The organism is Aeribacillus composti (genome assembly GCF_007827555.1).
Lineage (GTDB): Bacteria > Bacillota > Bacilli > Bacillales > Aeribacillaceae > Aeribacillus > Aeribacillus composti.
This window is the reverse complement of record NZ_VISS01000032.1, coordinates 1-20,639: the sequence shown is the minus strand read 5'-3', so window position 1 is coordinate 20,639 and position 20,639 is coordinate 1. Positions and strand designations below refer to the sequence as shown.

Below are 20,639 nucleotides of genomic sequence, written 5' to 3'. Positions count from 1 at the left end.
TATGAGGTTTTTTATAATAGATGACGATGAGTCAATTCGTACTATGCTATGGCATATCATTGAAGACGAGGAACTTGGTGAAGTCGTAGGCGAAGCAGCAGACGGTGCTGATGTTAGCGGTGAATTTTTAAATTTGAAGAAAGTCGATATTTTATTAGTTGACCTGTTAATGCCCGTTCAGGACGGCATTGAAACGATTAAGAAAATCAAGCCGATTTTTAAAGGAAAAATTGTTATGATATCGCAGGTGGAATCAAAGGATATGATCGGCCAAGCTTATGAATACGGAATCGAAAACTATATAACGAAGCCGATTAATAAAATTGAAGTATTGTCAATCTTAAAGAAGGTGATGGGTCATATACGTTTGGAAAAAACCATTCAGGATATCCATCATTCTTTATATAGCGTTATGAACGTTGATCATCTTCTAAAGCAAAATGTAAATCCTTATAAAGAAAATTCTCTTTCTGCCAGTGCACGATTCCTCCTTTCAGAACTAGGCATTGCCGGAGAAAGCGGCAGTAAAGATCTCATTGAAATCATGCAGTTTTTATATGATTACGAACAAGAGAAAACATTTGCCGGCGGATTTCCTTCATTAAAGGAGATATTTAGAAATATTGCGTTGAAGAAGCTTGGAGAAGGAGCCAGTGAAGAGGATCTGAAAAGGGAAATTAAAGCGTCTGAACAACGTGTGCGAAGGGCGATCTATCATTCCTTGAACAACTTAGCGTCACTTGGGCTCACAGACTTCATCCATCCAAAGTTTGAAAATTACTCATCCAAATTTTTTGATTTCATTGCTGTTCGTCAAAAAATGGAGGAATTAAAAGCCGATCGGCCTGCAGCTGCATCGTCTATACGAATCAATACGAAAAAATTTATCCATGCTTTTTATTTTGAAATCAAGCACTTGATGGAGGAATAAAATCGATTTCAAAGATTCCCTGCATGCGTGCAAACTAATGAAAGTAAAAATGAATCATTCACCTTATTCAAAACAGCGAAACGGTCATAAGTGCCGAAAAAGAGGAAATAACTACCGTCTCATTTTTTATGGGCCATTCTTATTGTAAGAAATGGCCCATTACGTCTTTTAGGGATTGGCTGGACAGCTCGTCTTCCATCGCTTTTTGAACGCGCGTAAATGTGCTGTCCAGGGCGGATTGAATGTTTTTTCCAACGGGACAATTGGGGTTCGGATTTTCGTGAATAGCGAATAATTCATCTTTCGGTTCGACCGCTTTAAAAATATCCAAAAGTGTTATGTCTTCAGGGTTTTTTGTTAATTTTGCTCCGGTTCTGCCGGCATGGGAAGTTAATAGTCCCGCTTTCTTGAGCATGCTTGTAATTCGCCGGATCACCACGGGATTCGTGTTGACGCTTTTGGCAATAAATTCTGAAGACATATGCTCAAGGGGATTTGATGCTATTAAGATCATAATATGAATCGCCACTGCTAAACGGCTGTTAATCATAAGTTTCCACCACCATTTGTCACTATTTTAGTGACAAATTTGAAATTTTGTCAAACAGGTTGGCAGGCAATGATTTCCGGATGAAAGCTTCAATCAATAAGTTGACAGAGATTTATATTTGTAACTATAATAGTTACATATAATTTGTAACTGAATTGGTTACATAAAGGGAGGAAAATTGTTTATGAAAATTGCCGTTATTGGTGCAACGGGAAAAGCAGGAAGTTTAATAGTAAAGGAAGCAAAGGAACGAGGACATGATGTTACGGCTATTGTCCGCAATGCTTCTAAAGTGACTGATGTACCAGCTGTTGAAAAGGATATTTTCGATATTACATCAGAGGATATAAAAGATTTTGATGTTGTTGTAAATGCATTTGGCACTGCACCTGGTGAAGAGCATAAACATGTGGAAGCAGGAAAAGTATTAATCAATGCCTTGAAAGGAGCGCCTAATACGCGGCTTATTGTTGTAGGAGGAGCGGGCAGCCTGTTTGTCGATGAAGCGAAAACAACCCGCCTCTTTGACACACCGGATTTTCCGAAAGAATATTTGCCGGTAGCGAAAAGCTCAGCTCAAAATTTGCAAGATCTTGAAAACTCTGAAGGGATTCAATGGACTTATATTAGCCCAGCTGCATTTTTTGATCCGCAAGGTCCGCGCACAGGTGAATATAAAGTTTCAGGCGATGTGCTTGCTGTCAACTCTGAAGGCCAAAGCTACATCAGTTATAGAGACTATGCGATAGCACTTGTAGATGAAATTGAAAACCGTAAGCACATTAATAAACGTTTTTCCGTCGTATCCAAATAAAAGCTTGATTGCCGAGCGGTGCAGATTTTCTTATTTTTTTACGGTTTGAGATTTGGGAGGATTTCGGGGGTTATTCATATAATGAAATATAAGCCTCAGACACCCTGTGGGGAGCTGAGGCTTATATTTTTCTATAAAGTTGAACAAGCTACCCGTTTTTCACACGGGCGGTTTTTTTAATAAAGAGGGGGTTCCCAAAAGTCAACTTATACTGACTTTTTGGACAGTTCCTTAATATTAAAGAGCCGCTTTTATTACTTTTTTATAATAAAGTACGGAGAGAAAGCCGAAAATCGAATACAAAGCTGTATATAGCAGCATGACGAGAATCATTGGCGTCCAGAGCTCTGTGCCGAATAAAAACCATCCGGATTGAACGGCAAAGTAGCTGTGGAAAAGCCCGATGATCAAAGGAATCCCAAAATTAAAAGCTTGTTTGGCTTGAACTCCTTTGAGCAAGTCGCCTTGTGTGAAGCCGAGTTTTCTTAAAATGGTATAATTTAGCTTTTCATCTTCGCTCTCATCCATTTGTTTGAAATAAAGAATGCAGCCGGATGTAATCAGAAAAGTTAAACCTAAAAAGCCGACAATAAACATGCTGAGCCCCATAGATCGTTTTTGATTGCTGCTCATGGCGAGCCGTGAATCATGATTGCCGCTAAACGTCGTTTTTTGAAAGATTTCATCAGCTTCCTGTATTTTAGCTTCATCTTGAATATCAATTCCTATATGAACAGACGGTTTCATGTCCATGTCCTTTTGTAAACGGTCAAATATCGCTTCGTCGACAATGGCAACAGGCAGGCCACCGCTTGTGAAAAAATAGGAAATGTAGTATTCCTTTTGTAAACCTAAATATTTTTGCGGTATGACTTCGTGCCGGCCTTTTAATTCGATTTGACCGGAACTTTTCAGCGGCATAAACTTCTGCATCATATCGTTATACCCTGCAAAAAGAGTTTCATCTGGAGACAGATTGATCTTTTCTACATCGTCGTCACTAATGATTGGGAGAGTCATGGATGCCGGGTCAACTTTCAATTCCTTCAGCTTTGTATCTAATATTTTCTTCATATTGATGTTTGCGTGGATCACATCAATCATTTTTTCACTGTATGGAATGTGATGCGCATGTAATGCTTCTTTAAAATGCTTTGCATCTTCTGCATTCGTCAGAGCAAAATCGGCGGCGACATAATTTTCAGCGGATTTTTCCGATGAATAGTAGGAAATATAACTTAAAGATAACAATCCGATGGCAAGAGCAGAGACGGTTGTAATGATCGTTAATAATAAAGCATTTGACTTCATTCGGAACATAATCGATGAAAGAGATAGTACCTCATGAATATTTAAATAACCATCCTTCTTTTTTCTAATGAGATAAAAAATAAAGCTGACAGACCCTTTATAAAATAAATAGGTTCCGATAATGACAGATCCTAGTATAAAGATCATCGCAAGGAATAGCTCATTCATCGTAGTAAAATCGCCGCCAAATAACTTAGACGAAATATAGTAGCCTATAATGATGAAGAATATGCCGAGAATCCCGATAATCATTTCCAACAGGGATACTTTTTTTACTTCTGTAGTGGAAGCAACTTTAAATAAAGATAAAATGTTCTGTTTTTTAATAAATACGTAATTCAACAGCATGATACAAAGATAAATCGCACTAAAAACGATCACTGTTTGGATCAAAGCATTAGGTGAAAAAGTAAGCGTTGCAATGGCATTGACGCCGGTAATTTTAAACAAAATCATAATGAATAATTTGGAGCTGGAAAATCCAATAAAGACTCCAATGAATAATGAGCTGAAATAAATGATAAAATTCTCAGCCGTAAGAATGCGGAATATTTTCCCTTTTGTCATGCCGATTAATTGAAGCAAGCCAATTTCTTTACTGCGCCGTTTAATGAAGATGTTATTGGCATACAAGAGAAAGACAGTCACAATGACAATCAATAATACGGATGCAGTTCGAATGGCAGCAGCCCCTTTAATCGAGCCTTTTGTTGCATCCATTGACGGATCATATTGCAATGTGACAAACGCGAAATAAAGGGCTACTGTAAACATTAAGGCAAATACATATAAATAGTAGTTTTTCAGATTTTTTTTCAAATTACGGAAAATCAGCTGATTAATGCTCATTTTGCACCCCGCCTAATACCCCTTGGGTTTTCATAATATGCTGAAAGAACGTTTGTCTTGTTTCTTCCCCTTTTATTAATTGGGTATAAATTTGTCCGTCTTTTATAAAAATGACCCTGCTTGAGAAGCTTGCTGCAACCGGATCGTGGGTGACCATAACAATGGTGGCTTTTCGTTTTTGATTTAATTTTTGCAGCTTGTTTAATAGATCAGATGCCGACTTTGAATCAAGAGCGCCTGTTGGTTCGTCGGCGAAAATAATGCTCGGCTCATGAATAAATGCCCTTGCTGCTGAAGTGCGCTGTTTTTGGCCGCCGGAAATTTCATTCGGATATTTGTCTTTGATCTCATAAATTCCTAGTTCTGTCGCTAGTTCATTAAATTTTTGCTCCGCGTCTTTTTTTGCTGTTTTTGTAATGGATAAAGGCAGCAGGACGTTTTCTTTCACTGTTAGTGTATCGAGCAAATTGTATTCTTGAAAGATGAATCCTAAATGTCTTTTGCGGAATTCAGCCAGTTGTTTTTCTTTCATGCTTATAATGTCTTTTCCTTCTATTTTGATCGTTCCTTGGCTGACTTGATCAATTGAGGATAGAACATTGAGCAATGTCGTTTTCCCTGAGCCGGATGCCCCCATGATGCTGACGAATTCTCCCTTTTCGACACGAATGTCCAATCCCTTTAACACTTCTTGTTTATTAAATTTGTTTCCATAGCTTTTGTAAATTTTTGTTGCCTCTAAAATATACATATCGCGTCCCTCCTTGATATTTTTATCATAATCGTCCTTCTTGTATTTTTCCTTCGATTCAGCGAACAAAATGAAAAAGCATGTGACAAAATTGTCACATGCTTGTAATGCGGACAAATTCATTTTTCTTTGGAAAGGTTAAGGTAACAGTCGTTCCTTCTCCAAGCTTTGACTCTACTTTAATATCTATCAGCAATGTTTCGGCGGCTTTTTTCGCCAAGTATAATCCCATGCCTGTTGAGGCATTGTCCTGATGTGCGGTCGTGGATGTGAAGCCCTTGTCAAAAATACGCGGCAGATCCTTCGGGTCAATGCCACGGCCAAAATCCTTCACTTTGATCATTGTTTGATCATTTTGTCGATAGCTTTGAATGATGATATCGGATGAATCGCTGTATTTTACCGCATTTGTTAACAGCTGTCTCATGATAAAGGCGAGCCATTTCGCATCGCTTAGCACTTCGGCAGCCTCTAGCTCGACCTCAAACCCAATTCCTTTTTGCATACACCATGATTGCAAAGCTTTTATCTCTTTGAAAATGAGTGGTTCCAGTGCAACATTTTCAATATATAAATCATTTTCCATGAAAGGAATCCGTTTTTGATGAAGCTGCTGGTCAAGCAGCAGATGAATGCGCAGCCATTCATATGTCAATTGTGCTTTGATAACTTCATCATCTAATCGTTGAATGATTAAATGCATCGCTGTCAGCGGTGTTTTAACTTCATGAATCCATGACAGCAATTCATCTTTTTCCTGCTCGAGCGCAATTCGATTTTGCGAAGCCTCTTGTTTCAAAAGCTTCGTTTGGTTTATTATCCGCTGTTCAATCATTTTTTCAAAAGGGCTTTCAGCATTCGCTATACTTGTTAAATCAAGGCTGTTTTCCCATCCTTCCAAGCTTTTATAAAACTTTGTTTCTTTATTGTAGCGGATGATGACAAAAATGAAAAAAATAATCATCAATAAAAAGACAATATAGAGAACGGACTTTAATGAAATGGTTGAATCAAGATAAGAAATAAAAAGGATAAACAGCTGCATGAATAAAAAGAGAAGGATCCAGCTCTTTCTTTCAATAATATATTTTTTAATCATATACGGCTGCCTCTTCCTTTGCCATGTAGCCTTGGCCGACTTTCGTTTCAATAAAGCGTCCCAACCCGAGCTCATCCAATTTTTTTCGCAAACGATTGACATTGACCGTTAAGGTATTATCGCTGACAAAGCGCTCATCCTCCCACAGGCTTTTGATTAATTCTGTCCGGCTGACGATTTTGTTTTTCTTCTCAAGCAAATGCTTTAATATCAATAGTTCATTTTTAGTTAGTTCAATTGTTCCTTTATCATTTGTGACTGTATTGTTCTCATAATCGACCGTCGCCCCGCACCATGCCTTCAGCTTCATTTGTTCTGTATTATAGTTGTATACTCGGCGGAGAATTGCTTGTATTTTTGCGATAAGCACCTCGAAATGAAACGGCTTTTGTATAAAATCATCCGCTCCAAGCTGCATTGACATCACCATATCGGTCGGGTGATCCCGCGATGATAAAAAAATAATCGGAACATTTGAATGGGAGCGGATCATTCGGCACCAATGAAATCCATCAAACTTTGGCAGCTGAATATCAATGATGACCAAATCAGGCTTGATGGCTGTAAATTCTTCAATCACTTTTCCAAAGTCAGTAATGCCGTATACATCATAAGACCATTGTAATAACCGTTCTTTTATTTCATGAAACAGGGTGGTGTCATCTTCAATGAGCAAAATTTTAAACAATGCTTTCACCACACTTTTTTCACTTATGTTTGTTAGACTTTTTCCCGCTGTCCTATATTGTGCATGATTGAGCGGATAGCGGTGTTTTTTTGCGATTTTTCTATAATTGATTGTATAAATCATTTTCCGGCTTTCTGAAGATTGCTGTTCCCGAGGGTAAAAAAATGATCTTTGCCCTTATTATAATTGATTTTACAAGGTAATTGAAACGGTTTAATGTTGCGATGAGCCGTTTTTCAACTCGTTTAAGAGTTTTAAAGGTTTATTAAAGGCGGATGTGAGGTCAGAATACTTCTTGTTAAATTTTGTTTTTATATTAAAAATATTCCAGTTTATACCGATATAAAAAATGGAAATTTTATAAAATATGGAGGAGGTTATTATGAAAAAAATTGTCGGAGTTATTTTTACGCTGGCTGTTCTATCATTTTCGTTCGTATTTGCATTCTTTCCTGCAAAAACTTCAGCTGTATCCGCACCACCATTAACGGATTTACAGATAATTGGTATTACGTCGGATGGAAACGATAATGAATGGGAAATCATTTCACAAATCAATTGTCGGCAATCACTCCTTTAAAAGGGAGAAACATAAGAATTGCCATTTATGTTGAAGGTACTGAGCGTCCAGGCTTTCTTAGAATATATAATGGTGGAAGGGATATTACTTCTCAAACTCGTAAACCTTTAGCGGATGAACCTTTATCAGGATCTGACAAAATTGTGTATGGGTGGATCAAATATTATGAAATACCTATGAGGCTATTGACTACAGAATCGATCAGCATTTCAGCGTTAGATTATTTTTCAAATAAAACACTTTATGATCACATAAATTTTACAATTGTTAGGGAGTGATCTTATATGAATATTACTGAAACTCAATATTTTGCTGCTTATACGCAATTGACGCTTGTAGCTCCGTTCAAAAAACATTTGGAAACAGGCAGCCCTTATGGCAACGAGACAAGAGAAGAATACAACAGCAAAATGGATTTTTATGAATTTATGGACGCAATAAAGGAAGGGAAAATTGTAAATGAAGATTTAGCCAGAGAAACGTCTCATTTCCATAATAAAATTTTGGATGATAAGATGAGGTATGGTGGAGATCCATTTTTCAATGCTGAAGTAGCAAAAATTATTCAAAAAGCATTTAAACTCGGTTTAGTCGGAAAAAACGAAGAACTTATTGCCAAATACGAGCAAAGCATTTAAAAATGGAATAAAACAAGCCGCTTGAACGCCAAATCACCGGCAGTCAAACGGCTTGTTTTCGTTTTGTCTGTTAATTTTGAGTGAATTATTTCACTTCTAAATAAATAGTTCAAGTATTCTCTTTTGTTCCAGCAAAATGCTTTACACAAAATCAAATTAAATTAAAATAAACTGGTTTTATGTTATACTTTGTTCAGTAATAAGCGGGGAACAGATTATGATGAAGGGAAAGAGGCTACATGAAAATACGTGTATCTGCTGTTCAATATCATCTTCATTCCATCGGGAGCTTTGAAGATTTTGCAAACCAAGTAACGCATTATGTGAAAACCGCAGAAGAGTTTGATGCTGATTTTGTTCTTTTTCCTGAATTTTTTACGACTCAATTGCTGTCCATTCCGAATCAAAAGCAGACGATTCAAAATTTACCTCATTATACGGACCGATATTATTCACTATTTACATCGCTTGCTAAAGAAACGGGCATGCATATTATTGGAGGCACTCATATTATCGAAAAAGAGGGACGATTGTATAATACAGCCCATTTATTTTATCCCGATGGCCGGATAGCTGAACAAGCGAAGCTTCACTTGACGCCGACGGAAGTGAAAGAATGGCATCTGACTCCCGGAGAAACGGTTCAAATATTTGAGACCGAAAAAGGAAAAATTGCCATGTTGACTTGTTATGATATCGAATTTCCAGAAATCGTTCGAATTGTACGAGGAATGGGAGCTGACGTTGTGTTCTGTCCGTCTTGTACAGATGACCGCCACGGATTTCAACGAGTGCGGTATACAAGCCACGCCAGAACGATTGAAAATCAAATCTATGTGGTGACAACAGGGACAGTAGGTTCGCTTCCTACCGTTGATTTTATGAGGGCAAATTTTGGCCAGGCAGCGGTCATTACTCCGAACGACATCCCATTTCCGAAAAACGGGATCTTGATGGAGGGGGAAATAAACCACGATATGATTATTACGGCGGATCTTGATTTATCTCTCTTATACAAAGTGAGAGAAAACGGATCTGTCACCACTTGGAGAGACCGCCGCTTTGATTTGTATCCTGATTTAAGTGTTCATGGACGAAAGGGGAATGGAGATGAGCCGTTACAGAAAGAGATTTTATCTGAATAATCAAGGCCGCAATGTCGAAGTGGTGATAAGGAATTATAATGAAGCAGATTTTGATGAATTAATTGAAATTCAAAAGGAAAGCTTTCCGCCGCCTTTTCCATCAGAACTTTGGTGGAATAAAGAGCAATTAACGAATCACGTGACATTGTTTCAGGAAGGCGCTTTATGTGTTGAGGTAGAAGGAACGTTAGCAGGATCGATGACATCTTTAATCGTGAATTTTGATCCCGCCCATCCTGATCATACTTGGGAAGAGATAACGGACAACGGCTATATCCGTAACCATGATCCGAATGGCAACACTTTATATGTTGTGGATATTTGCATCCGTCCGTCCCACAGAAAGCTGGATTTAGGAAAATGGCTTATGCAATCAATGTACGAAGTAGTTGTCCATAAAGGATTGGATCGCTTGCTCGGCGGCGGCAGAATGCCGGGATATTATAAATATGCGGATGAGATGTCAGCTGAACAATATGTCGATGCTGTCGTCAGCGGAGATTTAAAAGACCCGGTTATTTCATTTCTCCTCCGTTGCGGACGGACGCCTCTTGGAATTGTGGCTAATTATTTGGAGGATGAGGAATCCCGTAACTATGCTGTTCTAATGGAATGGAAAAATCCGTTTAAATAAGTAATTGAAAAAAGCTGCTTGAACGCCAATTATTGGTGATACAGCGGCTTTTTTTCATGCTCGCTCTCTGCTAATATTTTAAACTTGCTTTCACATGGAATATGAGCCAGTTTCCATATCAAACTTCGGCTTTTTGGATCTGTACCTCCGATATGATCGTTCGGCATTTACATATTGCAGCCATTGCCTATTCACTTTTGCCTAAGGTAAAATCAAACATAATAAGGCATGACTGGGGCGATAAATAGTGGATGAACGAACGAAGCATTATTTTGCGGAATTGCAGTCAAGTGATAAAAATGCGCAGTACGAAGCGTACAGCAGCATTATGAAGATCACTGAAGAAGAAGTCGATTGGGCGTATGAAGTATGGGATCAGCTGAAGGAAGAGCTGACAAGTAAAGACCCTCATAAGCGCTCGCGTGCTGCTCAGTTTTTAAGCCGCTTAGCGATCAGCGATCCCGAACAGCGAATGTTGGAGGATTTTCCTCAAGTTTGGGAAGTAACCTATGATAAAAAGTTTGTAACTGCCAGACATAGTTTGCAGGCTATTTGGAGGATTGGTTTAGCTGGGGAAAAGCAAAAAGAGATGGTTATCCGTCATTTGGCAGCTCGGTTTGACAACTGTGTTGACGAAAAACATGCGACACTTATTCGGTTCGATATTATTCAAGGGCTGCGAAACTTGTATGATAAAGTGCAGGATGAAGCGATCAAGCAGCTTGCCTTCGATTTAATTGAAAAGGAAGAAGATCCGAAATATCAAAAAAAATATGCAGCAGTATGGAAATAGAAAAAAAGAGCCGTCAGTAGCAACACTCCCAGTAAATAAATGGCAATATGATTGAAAGAATGATTGTTTGCTGATTATAGTAGTGGCTTTAGAGGATCGGAAGGTATTTGCAGACTGTCTCAGGCATTCATCTCCAACAGATTAATTGAAGAACAAACATATTCTTACAATAACAGAAGGAAAAATAATGCCCTTTTAAAGTGATTGCACATCAAATAAATGTCGTTTGAAGTGAAAAAAGAAGAAAATTTTCATTTTGAAGTATTATACGCTGTCAAGCTTCTATAAAAAATGCTTTTGATCATTCGTCTCAGCGTTTCAAAGCAGAGGTTTCAAAAGAAAAAACTGCACGTAAATATTCATCGGCAACATTTTATAAAAAATAATTTTTCAGTTGATTGGCTATCATAGAACAAAGAATTACATTTCGGAGTGATAAACGATGGAAAATTCTCAAATAAATGAAGTTCAAGAGCTGTACCAGCAACTAATCAATGCGTGGAACAATCGAACTGCTAGCGGAATGACGGATCTGTTTACTAAGGATGGCGAAAGCATTGGTTTCGATGGCAGTCAGTCGATTGGACGCGATGAAATATTCGCACATCTCCAGTCCGTCTTTGAACACCACCAGACAGCTAAATTTGTCAGCAAAGTGAAAAATGTCCGGTTTCTAGCTCCTGATATCGCTATTTTACGAGCGATTGCCGGTATGGTTCCTCACGGCCAGTCCGATTTAAATCCTGATGTGAACACTCATCATACACTTGTTGCAGTGAAAACGGAAGGAATTTGGCGTATTCAACTTTTTCAAAATACTCCAGCCCAGTTTCATGGCAGACCTGAATTGGTTGAACAAATGACCGAAGAGTTAAGACAGCTGCTTAAATAATCCATGTCCTGTTCAGGGGAATGGTGAAATATACTTTCATGCAAAAAGAAGATTAGGAAAATCCTAAATCTTCTTTTTTGATGTGTGCGAATAAAACGTTTCACATTTCATAACGGAAAAGTCATTTTTATATAATCATCGTTGATATCAAATTTGTTATTAATGACTTTTTGTTGCTGTAAGCCTTTGTGATATTTGGACAAGTATTCTTTGATACCTATTAGTGGCATTTGTTTTAAATAAAAAGCGGGCAAATCGGAAAATGCTTTTACTACTATAAAACTACCCTCCAATTATGATTGCAAGCTGCGATGATAGTTTTGTGCTCTAATATGTAGTTGGCAATGAGTTCGGTCATGTCGATGGGGATATTTTTAACGATCGGTTTTTCTTTAAACATATCAAAATTGCCTGTTCCACCTGCGCGGTAGCTGTTCATGACGACATCATATTCTTTGTCAAGCTCCAATGGGCTGCCGTGATAATTTAGCTTCACAACTCGTTGGCCAACTGGATTAGAGATTTTTAATTCGTATTCAATTCCTTCCCACATATCATAATTGTAATGCTGCGGTTTAGGATATAAGAAAGCGGGATTGACAGAGATTGTTCCGTTTTGAACCGTAAAATACTTGGCGCTTTGCTCTAAAGCATCTTTAATATCTTGGCCGCTGATGCGGATGACAGTTAATGTGTTCGGATAAATATAATTGGAAACAATATCGCGCATTGTAACATGTTGTTTGAATCCAGGCAAGTCATTATTGAATAAGGCAGTGGCAGAAATATCAACTTTGGCTGTTTCCATTTGCACCTTATTGATAAATTCTATAAAAGGATTGTCTTGTAATCGGGTCTTCAATGGATCAGATACGGTCATGTCACCAATAACGGTTCCGATCGGCTGATCCAGCCATTTTTGCGTTTCTTGTTCAATATCGGATATCAATGCCAAAACATCTTGATTCGCTTCCATTTTTTCATCAATTTTGATTAAGTTGAAATGACTAACGATTGCGGGGCTGTTTCCATTTGCCTTCTGTCTAACTTTCATCGTCACTTCACCCAAAAATTGCCCCAGATGGCTTGGCTGAATGATTGTGATGCCGTTTAGTTTATCTGCGAGTGGGCGGTGCTGATGGCCTGTGATTAAAATATCAACACCCTCTAGTTCTTGGCACATTTGGTATGCTTGGTTTTCTCCTGTCAGCTGTTCTATAGGCTCTCCAGTTTGTAGATCTCTTTCAAATCCCCCATGATATGAGACGATCATCACATCTGGTTTTTCTTTTTGGCGAATATCGCTCACCCATAATTTAGCCGTTTGCAATGCATCTTTGAAAACAAGTCCCTCAATATTTCGCGGCTCTTCCCAATTAGGGATGAAATGAGTGGTTATACCAAGTACAGCAATTTTGACTCCGTCCAATACCTTGACGAGATAAGGTGTTCCAAAAGCGGGCTCTCCTGTTGTTTGCTTCAAGATATTAGCGGACAGCCAAGGAAAAGCTGATTGATCAATCGCCTTTTGTAAATAACTTCGTCCATAATTAAATTCATGATTTCCCAATACGCATGCATCATATTGGAGATCATTCATAACTTGAATCATCGGATTTTCACTGTCGGGCCTGTTTTTTGCATGGTAATAAGTCAACGGGCTTCCTTGAATCAAGTCTCCATTATCAAGTAAAAGTACATAGCCTTTTTTTCTTTTTTCTTTTATAATCGTGGCTATTTTAGCCAGTCCGAAATTTTGTTCTTCTTTGTCTCTGTAATTGGTCGGGTAAATGTAGCCGTGAAGATCGCTGGTTACAAGCAGATGAATCGTAGTTTCCTTCTCCATTATTTTCCTCCTTCTTTTTTTTCATCATAACAAATCGTTGTAAAAATGAAATAGATAATTGAATGAAAAGAAATAATTTACAAAGTTAACAAAATATTTGTGATATTTTGTAACAAAATTTACAAATAATTAAAAATTTGGTGTTAAAATGGAAATTAGATTTTCAAAAAGATATGGGGGAAATTAATATGTTTAAAAAATTAGTAGCTTTTGGAACAATACTAGCTTTAACAGCGGTGGTCATCAGCGGATGCGGGGACTCCAGCAATTCCCAACAAACTAATAGCAGCAAAGAATCAGATGGATATATTCCGGAAACTCTTTCTGTACAATTTGTACCTTCTCAAAATGCAGATACATTGGAGGCCAAAGCAAAGCCGCTTGAAAAGTTATTGGGAGATCGTTTGGGTATACCTGTAGAGGTAAGTGTTTCAACGAACTATAATACCATTGTTGAAGCAATGGAATCCAAAAAAGTAGATGTAGGATTTTTGCCGCCAAATGCTTATGTGCTGGCGAAAGAAAGAGGAGCTGCTGAAGTAATTCTTCAAGCGCAACGTTACGGAGTGGATGATGAGACCGGGCAGCCAACAGATGAACTAGTAGACAATTACAAATCAATTTTCGTAGTGAAAAAAGATTCTGGTATTACTAGTGTGAAAGATTTAAAAGGAAAGAAAATCGCTTTTCAAGATGTCACTTCATCTGCAGGTTATGTTTGGCCGGCCGCAACGCTGATGGATAATGGGATTGATCCATTAAAAGATGTACAAGGAATAACAGTAAAAGGGCACGACCAAGCAATTATTTCTGTTTTGAACGGTGATGTCGATTGTGCGGTTGTTTTCCAAGATGCCCGCAATACCGTAGCAGGAGATTACCCAACTGTTTTCGAAGATACGAAAGTCATTGAGTTTACAGAACCGATTCCGAACGATACGATTTCCGTCCGTTCCGACATGAATTCGGAATGGATTGAAAAAATCAAGCAAGCTTTCATTGATATTGGAAAAGACGAAGAAGGGCATGCGATTATAAAAGACATTTACACGCATGAAGGCTACATAGAATCGAAAGACAGTAACTTCGATATCGTCAGGGAGTATGCTGAAAAAGTGAAAACTGAATAATTTATTTTCATAAAATATAGCCAGGCGAATCGTTCGTACTGGCTAATCCTCTATGAATAGATAAAGCAACGTCGGGATGTTTAGATAAATATTTAAAAAAGGTTGGTATGCAGAGTGATAGAATTTCATCGTGTTACAAAAATTTATCCTAATGGTGTAGTAGGATTGGAAAATATTGATTTGAAAATTGAAAAAGGGGAATTTGTTGTGATTGTCGGTTTATCTGGCGCTGGCAAATCAACGTTGCTACGTTCTATTAATAGATTGCATGAAATTAGTTCCGGAGAAATAACAATAGACGGGAAATCCATCACGAAAGCAAAGGGGAAGGAACTCCGCCGCATCCGTCGCGACATTGGGATGATCTTCCAAAATTTTAATTTAGTGAAAAGGTCGACTGTTTTGCGAAATGTTTTATCTGGAAGAGTTGGCTACCATTCTACTCTCCGAACCGTTTTGGGATGGTTTCCAAAAGAAGATGTGGATTTGGCCATGAATGCTCTGGAACGAATGAATATTCTTGAAAAAGCGTACACCAGATCGGATCAGCTTTCAGGAGGACAGCAGCAAAGAGTGTCGATTGCTAGAGCTTTGGCGCAAAAAGCTAAAATCATTTTAGCGGATGAGCCTGTAGCATCTTTAGATCCTTTGACAACAAAACAAGTAATGGATGATTTAAAAAAGATCAATCAAGAGTTAGGAATAACGCTTGTTGTCAACCTGCACTCGGTCGATTTAGCTAGACAATATGCCACAAGGATCATCGGCCTGAAAGCAGGACAAATTGTGTTTGACGGATCTGCTAGGGAAGCGACAGATAAACGGTTTTCTGAAATATATGGAAAGCCTTTTGAGGTGGGAACAAATGAAGCGGATAGAGAGTTTAAATATGAATCGATTAACTAAACAAGAAATTCCTAAAGCACCTACTAAAATAAAGCATTACTTGACAACAGCGTTGATTGTGCTGCTGATCGGCTGGAGCGCCTATCAAACGGAAAGTTCTTTCATCGATTTTGTTGAAGGGTTTCCAAATATGTTTGATTTGCTTGTACAAATGTATCCTCCCAGCTGGTCATATTTTGATGATATTGTTCCGGCAATGCTTGACACATTCCGCATGGCGGTTATTGGGACAACGATGGGAGCTTTGCTTGCGGTCCCATTTGCTTTGTTATGCGCAAGCAACATCGCTGCCAGCAATTGGATTTATTACCCGTTCAGATTTATTTTAAATTTAATTCGTACCATTCCTGAACTTCTTTTAGCCGCTATATTTGTTGCGATTTTCGGATTGGGGCCATTACCAGGAATATTTGCATTAGCTGTTTTCTCAATGGGCATTATTGCGAAATTAACTTATGAAGCGATGGAAAGTATTGATAAAGGCCCATTGGAGGCGATGACGGCAGTTGGCGCCAATAAAATTCAATGGATCGTCTACTCTGTCGTTCCGCAAGTGTCCCCTTACTTTGTCTCTTTCGTTCTTTACACCTTTGAAATTAATATAAGGGCTGCAGCTATATTAGGACTAGTGGGAGCAGGAGGAATCGGAGAATATTATGATAAAACATTAGGTTTTCTTGAATACGACAAAGTGAGTACAATCATTATTTTTACATTAATGGTTGTTTTGTTGATCGACTATATTAGTACTAAATTGCGGGAGAAACTATTATGAAGAGTGTTGCAAGACCAGTTAAACCAAAAAAGAACCGGTTCATGCTTTGGAGTATATATGTGTTGTTGGCTGCTATTTATATATGGGCATTATCCGGTATTCCAATAGAAGGATTTAAAGAAACGGCCGGCCAAATTACAAAAGCGATTTTATCCGGCATTCTTTCTCCTGATTGGGGATATGTTTACTTGCCCGAAGGCGAAGATCTGCTCCGAGGGCTATTAGATACATTAGCGATTGCCATATTAGGCACATTTATTTCAGCTTTTCTATGTATACCGTTTGCTTTTTGGGCTGCTAACAATATGACGAAAGGGAAGATTGCGGCAGGAACAGGAAAATTTATTTTAAGCTTTATCCGGACATTTCCGGAACTAGTGATGGCGTTGTTATTTATTAAAGTAGTAGGCCCTGGCTCTTTTGCCGGTGTGTTGGCGCTCGGACTCCATTCCATCGGGATGCTTGGCAAATTGTTTTCAGAAGAAGTGGAAAATATTGATTTCGGACCAATTGAAGCTTTGAAAGCAACAGGAGCAAGCGGCTTGCAAACGCTGTGGTTTGCCGTTGTTCCACAAATCATTCCTGGGTTTATCTCTTACACCTTATATCGTTTTGAAATTAACCTCCGTTCCGCAAGCATTTTAGGAATCATCGGTGCAGGCGGAATCGGTACACCGCTTATATTTGCCATGCAGTCTCGCGACTGGAGTCGTGTCGGTATTATTTTATTAGGAATCATTGCCATGGTTACGATCGTCGATATCATTTCCGGCTATTTGCGCAAGAAGGTGGTTTAGCAGATGCTCATAAGGCAGCAATGTATATCGAAAGCTTCAGCAATAGCGGCTGAACTCAATAAAAGGCTTTTGCCTTGTTGAGTTAATAAATTATGGAGGTAGAGTCATTATGAGAAAGATGCTGTTGCAGGGCCTTGTGGCAGTATTGGCGTTTTTTATTTTTGCTTTTGAAAACGTAACTGTAAGTGCAGAAGGTCCGAATGATCCGGCCCCAATCTTAGTTCCTAGCGATCCGAACGGCAAGAAAGTTTTGTTTGATAACAGCCATGGGCAAACAGCAGGACAGTCCGATTGGGTGATTGATGGTGCATTTTCCGATTTTGCCAATGCATTGCTTGAAGCGGGATATACAGTGAAGGAGCATCGGAGTTTAGATCCACTTACTCTGGAGGATTTAGAAGGTTATGATGTTTTTATTATTCCAGAGGCACAAATTCCTTTTAAGAAGTCTGAACAAGATGCTATTGCCGAGTTTGCAGAACAAGGGGGAGGCGTATTTTTTATTGCCGACCACTATAATGCCGACCGAAATTTTAACCGTTGGGATTCAAATGAAATTATGAATGGTTGGCGCAGAGGGGCTTTTGATAATCCAACAAAAGGGATGGATCAAGGTGAACAAGCTGCAATGGCTGGTGTTGAAAGCACTGATTGGCTAAGTGAAGAATTTGGTGTAAGATTTCGTTTTAACTCGATAGATAACACAACAGCAAATGTGATTGTACCATCTGATGAATCCTTTGGTATAACGAATGGTATTGATGAAATATCGATTCATGCAGGTTCTACACTGGCTATTATGAATCCGGAAATTGCTAAAGGGATTGTTTATTTGCCTGATGGGCTTACTGTAGAAGAAAACAAATGGAGCAATGCAGTTGACGAAGGGGTTTATTTTGGCGGCGGAATTCATGAAGGGCCCTTTGTAGCGATAGGAAAAAAAGAAAGAGGAAAGGCCGCTTTCATCGGCGACTCTTCTGTGGTGGAAGACAGCACCCCTAAATATCGAAATGAAGAACACGGAGGAGTCAAGAGAACGTACGACGGATTTACTGAAAAAGATAATGGCCAATTGCTAATGAAAATTGTCGAATGGCTGTCTCATAAAGAAAGTTATCTGACCTTCTCTGAACTTGGTATACCGCTTGATCAGCCTTCACCAATATTAGAAATGGAAACCCCAGAGCATTCTGAGGAGCTGAAGCCTGAGCCTTGGCGTTCACCGAATGAAGGTTATCTTTGGTATGACCAATCGACATTTGCTGACGGTTCATTTGGCTCGGAAATGGATCCTCCAAAAGACATTAAATATAACATTGAAACACCTGAATTTTTGCCAACTGGCGGAGAACCTTTTCAAGTAACACTCAAATTAACAGATATGAAACCGGGACAAGTCATTGAAAATGGAGAAATTCAAGTATATTTAGAAGGTGGTACATCAATTTCGCAAGTTCGGCTTCCGAATGGAACATGGCCAACCACTTACGGTTATCAAAGTGTTGGGAGCATTCAAGCCAATCAGCATGGTGTGGCGGAAAAAGTACTGACAATGAGGCTTAACCCAATGGTACAAGACGGAACAACAGGATATATTCGTCTTCGCATAGGGGCTGGAAACAACGTCTTTACCAAAACAGTCGGTATCGGTCAGTCAAATGTTGAGACGCCGCCTAGTGGTGAAGAGAAATATCAATTGTTAACACCGAAATTCATTCCGCTCGGTGGTATACCATTTCCGGTAGAAGTGGTGATGAATGGTTTAACACCTGGCCAAACAGTAGCAAATGGACAAATCCAAATATATTTGTCAGACGGCAAAAGCATTTCGCAAATCCAATTTGAGGACGGAACATGGCCAACCACTTACGGTTATTTCAATATCGGCAAACTGACAGCAGATGAAAATGGAAAAGCAAAGAAAACGATCATGATGCGCATTAATCCAAATGTTTCGGCGTATGAAGCCTATATCCGTTTGCGCTTAGGTTCGGGCAATAACGTTCTCACGCAGAAGGTAACTATGAGATAGCCATTACAAATTGAAAATGTGTTAGTGTGTATCAGGTTTTTAGAACAGTATTTTGCAACGGCAACGGGGGTAATAATTATGTTTACATTACCCATTCGATAAGGTATCACTAAAATGTTATTCAGCTGAAAGAAGAAGATTGTCTCCACACATAAGACTAAATATTTACTCTTATGTGTGGAAAAGCGGTGTTCCTTATATGCCCCTTTTTACATTATTTAGTTAATATAGGGACGGTTCGATAAGTCCTAATAAGATGAAGCCAGTATAGAAAAACAGCTCATTTTTCTATACTGGCTTTTGTATATGTTTACAATTTTTACTAGAAAACAGCTGGCGGATGACGGCTATCCCTTCATGAGCCTCGGCAAATTCTTGAAGCTTTCTCTCCGCTATTTCTCATTAAAATCCTGAATTGTTTTCCTCAGCTTTTGAGTTCAAACTGTACATCGACTTCAAACGTTTCCGAATCTCCTTGATCGTCTGTTCGATTACATTGGCCGCATACATCACGCTCCGAATACTGACTGGATTCGTCCATAATTGTCAGAAGGACATCCAAGTCGTTGCTGCGATTACGCCTCTCTCAGATACTTAGTAATGACGGAATGGCAGATCATAAAATATTGCCTGCGCCCCGGGAGCAATGGTGATACGCTTTCTCAGGCAGCACTGGCGGGATCACTATAAATAAAAACAAGGGGATTCCCTTTTTCCGCTTCAGAGTCGAAGTAATAGCAAAAAAACATCCGCCTGTTCTACGTCCTTTCAAGATGCCATAATGAAGTAAAAAATTTCTCACGGCATTTGAAAGGGGAAACTATTGAAAATTTTATTTGCGAAAAATTCATGAAGATTCTATTATTTATTTAGAAAATTGTTATATGTTTTGGAGTGTGGTCACGAATTTATGAAAATGGTTTCCTTTAATGCATACCGGACCATCGGAATTCCAGGTGTACACTATATAAAGCCTGACAATATGTTTAAAGAATTAGAAACCATTCGACAAGCGGATATTGTTCTTTTTCCTGAAACGTGGCAAGCCCCTGCTCTAGTATACGGATTAAAGAAAAAAATTTTCCCAAGCATTGAATCATTGCAGCTGGGCTTTAGCAAAGTAGAAATGACGAGAGCGCTGTGGACGGTGGCGCCTGAGCATGTTCCATATACGGAAATATTGGCAAGCACCCCAAGCAATATCGAAAAAGTATTAGAAACGTTCCCGTTCCCATTTGTTGCAAAGGAAGTCCGGAATTCAATGGGAAAAGGAACCTTTTTAATTAAAAATGAGTATGATTTTTATCAATATGCTAATCAAAATCTGTAGATGAGCAATTTTCATAACAATAATTACCATACCAAAAGAGACAAACAGGGTACCCCTTATGCCACATGGAGCTGTTTTTTGACAACATCAATGGGAATATCTTGCTTCGCTGCATGGTAAATGAACTCGACGAGACTATGCCCTTTCT

At 38.7% G+C, this 20,639-nt stretch carries 20 protein-coding genes and 1 pseudogene; 14 read left to right on the top strand and 7 right to left on the bottom strand.

What is annotated here, in order from left to right; genetic code table 11:
- Nucleotide 1 precedes the first annotated feature (1 nt).
- The gene (locus tag FB379_RS15020) at nucleotides 2-931 is read left to right on the top strand and encodes a response regulator (RefSeq protein WP_066251463.1); all 930 of its coding nucleotides are present in this window, start codon (nucleotides 2-4) and stop codon (nucleotides 929-931) included.
- A gap of 139 nt (nucleotides 932-1,070) precedes the next feature.
- Here the strand turns inward: FB379_RS15020 and FB379_RS15015 are convergent, their stop codons facing one another.
- A complete protein-coding gene (locus tag FB379_RS15015; protein WP_063388285.1) occupies nucleotides 1,071-1,481 on the bottom strand; it encodes an Rrf2 family transcriptional regulator in 411 nt (136 codons plus the stop codon).
- A 184-nt stretch (nucleotides 1,482-1,665) separates the two neighbouring features.
- On the opposite strand from FB379_RS15015, the gene FB379_RS15010 reads away from it, so the two are divergent.
- Nucleotides 1,666-2,295 (top strand): NAD(P)-dependent oxidoreductase, encoded by a 630-nt coding sequence (locus tag FB379_RS15010; protein ID WP_094244775.1) that lies wholly within the window; start codon nucleotides 1,666-1,668, stop codon nucleotides 2,293-2,295.
- 237 nt (nucleotides 2,296-2,532) lie between these two features.
- On the opposite strand, the gene FB379_RS15005 is transcribed toward FB379_RS15010, so the two are convergent.
- The 4 genes from FB379_RS15005 to FB379_RS14990 form a co-directional block, all read right to left on the bottom strand.
- The gene (locus FB379_RS15005) at nucleotides 2,533-4,455 is read right to left on the bottom strand and encodes an ABC transporter permease (protein WP_117016895.1); all 1,923 of its coding nucleotides are present in this window, start codon (nucleotides 4,453-4,455) and stop codon (nucleotides 2,533-2,535) included.
- The gene (locus tag FB379_RS15000) at nucleotides 4,445-5,206 is read right to left on the bottom strand and encodes an ABC transporter ATP-binding protein (protein ID WP_066251459.1); all 762 of its coding nucleotides are present in this window, start codon (nucleotides 5,204-5,206) and stop codon (nucleotides 4,445-4,447) included. Before FB379_RS15000 ends, FB379_RS15005 begins: the two co-directional genes overlap by 11 nt.
- Before the next feature lie 94 nt (nucleotides 5,207-5,300).
- The gene (locus FB379_RS14995) at nucleotides 5,301-6,305 is read right to left on the bottom strand and encodes a sensor histidine kinase (protein ID WP_144598300.1); all 1,005 of its coding nucleotides are present in this window, start codon (nucleotides 6,303-6,305) and stop codon (nucleotides 5,301-5,303) included.
- The gene (locus FB379_RS14990; RefSeq protein ID WP_144598308.1) at nucleotides 6,298-6,993 is read right to left on the bottom strand and encodes a response regulator transcription factor; all 696 of its coding nucleotides are present in this window, start codon (nucleotides 6,991-6,993) and stop codon (nucleotides 6,298-6,300) included. The genes FB379_RS14995 and FB379_RS14990 overlap by 8 nt, the downstream gene beginning before the upstream one ends.
- Nucleotides 6,994-7,375: 382 nt before the next feature.
- Between FB379_RS14990 and FB379_RS14985 the strand changes: the two genes are divergently transcribed.
- The 6 genes from FB379_RS14985 to FB379_RS14960 all read left to right on the top strand — a co-directional run bounded on the left by FB379_RS14985 (nucleotide 7,376) and on the right by FB379_RS14960 (nucleotide 11,675).
- Entirely contained in the window at nucleotides 7,376-7,573 is a 198-nt protein-coding gene (locus FB379_RS14985) for a hypothetical protein (RefSeq protein WP_144598299.1), read from the top strand.
- Between the two features lie 284 nt (nucleotides 7,574-7,857).
- Nucleotides 7,858-8,211 carry a hypothetical protein gene (locus FB379_RS14980; protein WP_066251453.1) on the top strand — a complete coding sequence of 118 codons (354 nt, stop codon included), beginning with the start codon at nucleotides 7,858-7,860 and terminating at the stop codon, nucleotides 8,209-8,211.
- Between the two features lie 239 nt (nucleotides 8,212-8,450).
- Nucleotides 8,451-9,356 carry a carbon-nitrogen hydrolase family protein gene (locus tag FB379_RS14975; protein ID WP_063389120.1) on the top strand — a complete coding sequence of 302 codons (906 nt, stop codon included), beginning with the start codon at nucleotides 8,451-8,453 and terminating at the stop codon, nucleotides 9,354-9,356.
- Entirely contained in the window at nucleotides 9,322-9,990 is a 669-nt protein-coding gene (locus FB379_RS14970) for a GNAT family N-acetyltransferase (protein ID WP_232515623.1), read from the top strand. Before FB379_RS14975 ends, FB379_RS14970 begins: the two co-directional genes overlap by 35 nt.
- A 247-nt stretch (nucleotides 9,991-10,237) precedes the next feature.
- Nucleotides 10,238-10,783: a hypothetical protein gene (locus FB379_RS14965; protein ID WP_063389119.1), complete on the top strand. Its 546-nt coding sequence runs from the start codon at nucleotides 10,238-10,240 to the stop codon at nucleotides 10,781-10,783.
- Between the two features lie 442 nt (nucleotides 10,784-11,225).
- On the top strand, nucleotides 11,226-11,675 hold the full coding sequence (locus tag FB379_RS14960; protein ID WP_063389118.1) for an SgcJ/EcaC family oxidoreductase: 450 nt from the start codon (nucleotides 11,226-11,228) through the stop codon (nucleotides 11,673-11,675).
- Nucleotides 11,676-11,949: 274 nt separating this feature from the next.
- Here the strand turns inward: FB379_RS14960 and FB379_RS14955 are convergent, their stop codons facing one another.
- Nucleotides 11,950-13,521, bottom strand: coding sequence for a bifunctional metallophosphatase/5'-nucleotidase (locus tag FB379_RS14955; protein ID WP_066251451.1), 1,572 nt, complete (start codon nucleotides 13,519-13,521; stop codon nucleotides 11,950-11,952).
- A gap of 188 nt (nucleotides 13,522-13,709) precedes the next feature.
- Here FB379_RS14955 and FB379_RS14950 point away from each other — a divergent pair, with 188 nt between their 5' ends.
- The 5 genes from FB379_RS14950 (at nucleotide 13,710) to FB379_RS14930 (ending at nucleotide 19,161) form a co-directional block, all read left to right on the top strand.
- On the top strand, nucleotides 13,710-14,651 hold the full coding sequence (locus FB379_RS14950; protein ID WP_133309174.1) for a phosphate/phosphite/phosphonate ABC transporter substrate-binding protein: 942 nt from the start codon (nucleotides 13,710-13,712) through the stop codon (nucleotides 14,649-14,651).
- Between the two features lie 114 nt (nucleotides 14,652-14,765).
- Complete coding sequence (gene phnC / locus FB379_RS14945; protein WP_063389115.1) at nucleotides 14,766-15,557, top strand: phosphonate ABC transporter ATP-binding protein; 792 nt, start codon at nucleotides 14,766-14,768, stop codon at nucleotides 15,555-15,557.
- Entirely contained in the window at nucleotides 15,541-16,332 is a 792-nt protein-coding gene (gene phnE / locus FB379_RS14940) for a phosphonate ABC transporter, permease protein PhnE (protein WP_144598307.1), read from the top strand. The genes phnC and phnE (FB379_RS14940) overlap by 17 nt, the downstream gene beginning before the upstream one ends.
- Entirely contained in the window at nucleotides 16,326-17,129 is an 804-nt protein-coding gene (gene phnE, locus FB379_RS14935; RefSeq protein WP_395994397.1) for a phosphonate ABC transporter, permease protein PhnE, read from the top strand. The genes phnE (FB379_RS14940) and phnE (FB379_RS14935) overlap by 7 nt, the downstream gene beginning before the upstream one ends.
- A gap of 109 nt (nucleotides 17,130-17,238) precedes the next feature.
- Entirely contained in the window at nucleotides 17,239-19,161 is a 1,923-nt protein-coding gene (locus FB379_RS14930) for a motility-associated ABC transporter substrate-binding family protein (RefSeq protein WP_144598298.1), read from the top strand.
- A gap of 288 nt (nucleotides 19,162-19,449) precedes the next feature.
- On the opposite strand, the pseudogene FB379_RS19310 reads toward FB379_RS14930, so the two are convergent.
- A pseudogene (locus FB379_RS19310) lies at nucleotides 19,450-19,729 on the bottom strand (hypothetical protein); the annotation flags it as partial.
- 342 nt (nucleotides 19,730-20,071) lie between these two features.
- Here FB379_RS19310 and FB379_RS14925 point away from each other — a divergent pair.
- Complete coding sequence (locus FB379_RS14925; RefSeq protein ID WP_199757350.1) at nucleotides 20,072-20,491, top strand: ATP-grasp domain-containing protein; 420 nt, start codon at nucleotides 20,072-20,074, stop codon at nucleotides 20,489-20,491.
- Nucleotides 20,492-20,639: the final 148 nt, after the last annotated feature.

What these genes read in the sequence shown, in the direction of transcription:
- FB379_RS14985 (WP_144598299.1), top strand. Translation starts at nt 7,376, where the DNA reads ATGAAAAAAATTGTCGGAGTTATTTTTACGCTGGCTGTTCTATCATTT.
- FB379_RS15020 (WP_066251463.1), top strand. Translation starts at nt 2, where the DNA reads ATGAGGTTTTTTATAATAGATGACGATGAGTCAATTCGTACTATGCTA.
- FB379_RS15010 (WP_094244775.1), top strand. Translation starts at nt 1,666, where the DNA reads ATGAAAATTGCCGTTATTGGTGCAACGGGAAAAGCAGGAAGTTTAATA.
- FB379_RS15005 (WP_117016895.1), bottom strand. Translation starts at nt 4,455, where the DNA reads ATGAGCATTAATCAGCTGATTTTCCGTAATTTGAAAAAAAATCTGAAA.
- FB379_RS14955 (WP_066251451.1), bottom strand. Translation starts at nt 13,521, where the DNA reads ATGGAGAAGGAAACTACGATTCATCTGCTTGTAACCAGCGATCTTCAC.
- FB379_RS14925 (WP_199757350.1), top strand. Translation starts at nt 20,072, where the DNA reads ATGAAAATGGTTTCCTTTAATGCATACCGGACCATCGGAATTCCAGGT.
- FB379_RS14970 (WP_232515623.1), top strand. Translation starts at nt 9,322, where the DNA reads ATGAGCCGTTACAGAAAGAGATTTTATCTGAATAATCAAGGCCGCAAT.
- FB379_RS14980 (WP_066251453.1), top strand. Translation starts at nt 7,858, where the DNA reads ATGAATATTACTGAAACTCAATATTTTGCTGCTTATACGCAATTGACG.
- FB379_RS14960 (WP_063389118.1), top strand. Translation starts at nt 11,226, where the DNA reads ATGGAAAATTCTCAAATAAATGAAGTTCAAGAGCTGTACCAGCAACTA.
- FB379_RS14950 (WP_133309174.1), top strand. Translation starts at nt 13,710, where the DNA reads ATGTTTAAAAAATTAGTAGCTTTTGGAACAATACTAGCTTTAACAGCG.
- phnE (WP_144598307.1), top strand. Translation starts at nt 15,541, where the DNA reads ATGAATCGATTAACTAAACAAGAAATTCCTAAAGCACCTACTAAAATA.
- FB379_RS14930 (WP_144598298.1), top strand. Translation starts at nt 17,239, where the DNA reads ATGAGAAAGATGCTGTTGCAGGGCCTTGTGGCAGTATTGGCGTTTTTT.
- FB379_RS14995 (WP_144598300.1), bottom strand. Translation starts at nt 6,305, where the DNA reads ATGATTAAAAAATATATTATTGAAAGAAAGAGCTGGATCCTTCTCTTT.
- FB379_RS15000 (WP_066251459.1), bottom strand. Translation starts at nt 5,206, where the DNA reads ATGTATATTTTAGAGGCAACAAAAATTTACAAAAGCTATGGAAACAAA.
- FB379_RS15015 (WP_063388285.1), bottom strand. Translation starts at nt 1,481, where the DNA reads ATGATTAACAGCCGTTTAGCAGTGGCGATTCATATTATGATCTTAATA.
- FB379_RS14975 (WP_063389120.1), top strand. Translation starts at nt 8,451, where the DNA reads ATGAAAATACGTGTATCTGCTGTTCAATATCATCTTCATTCCATCGGG.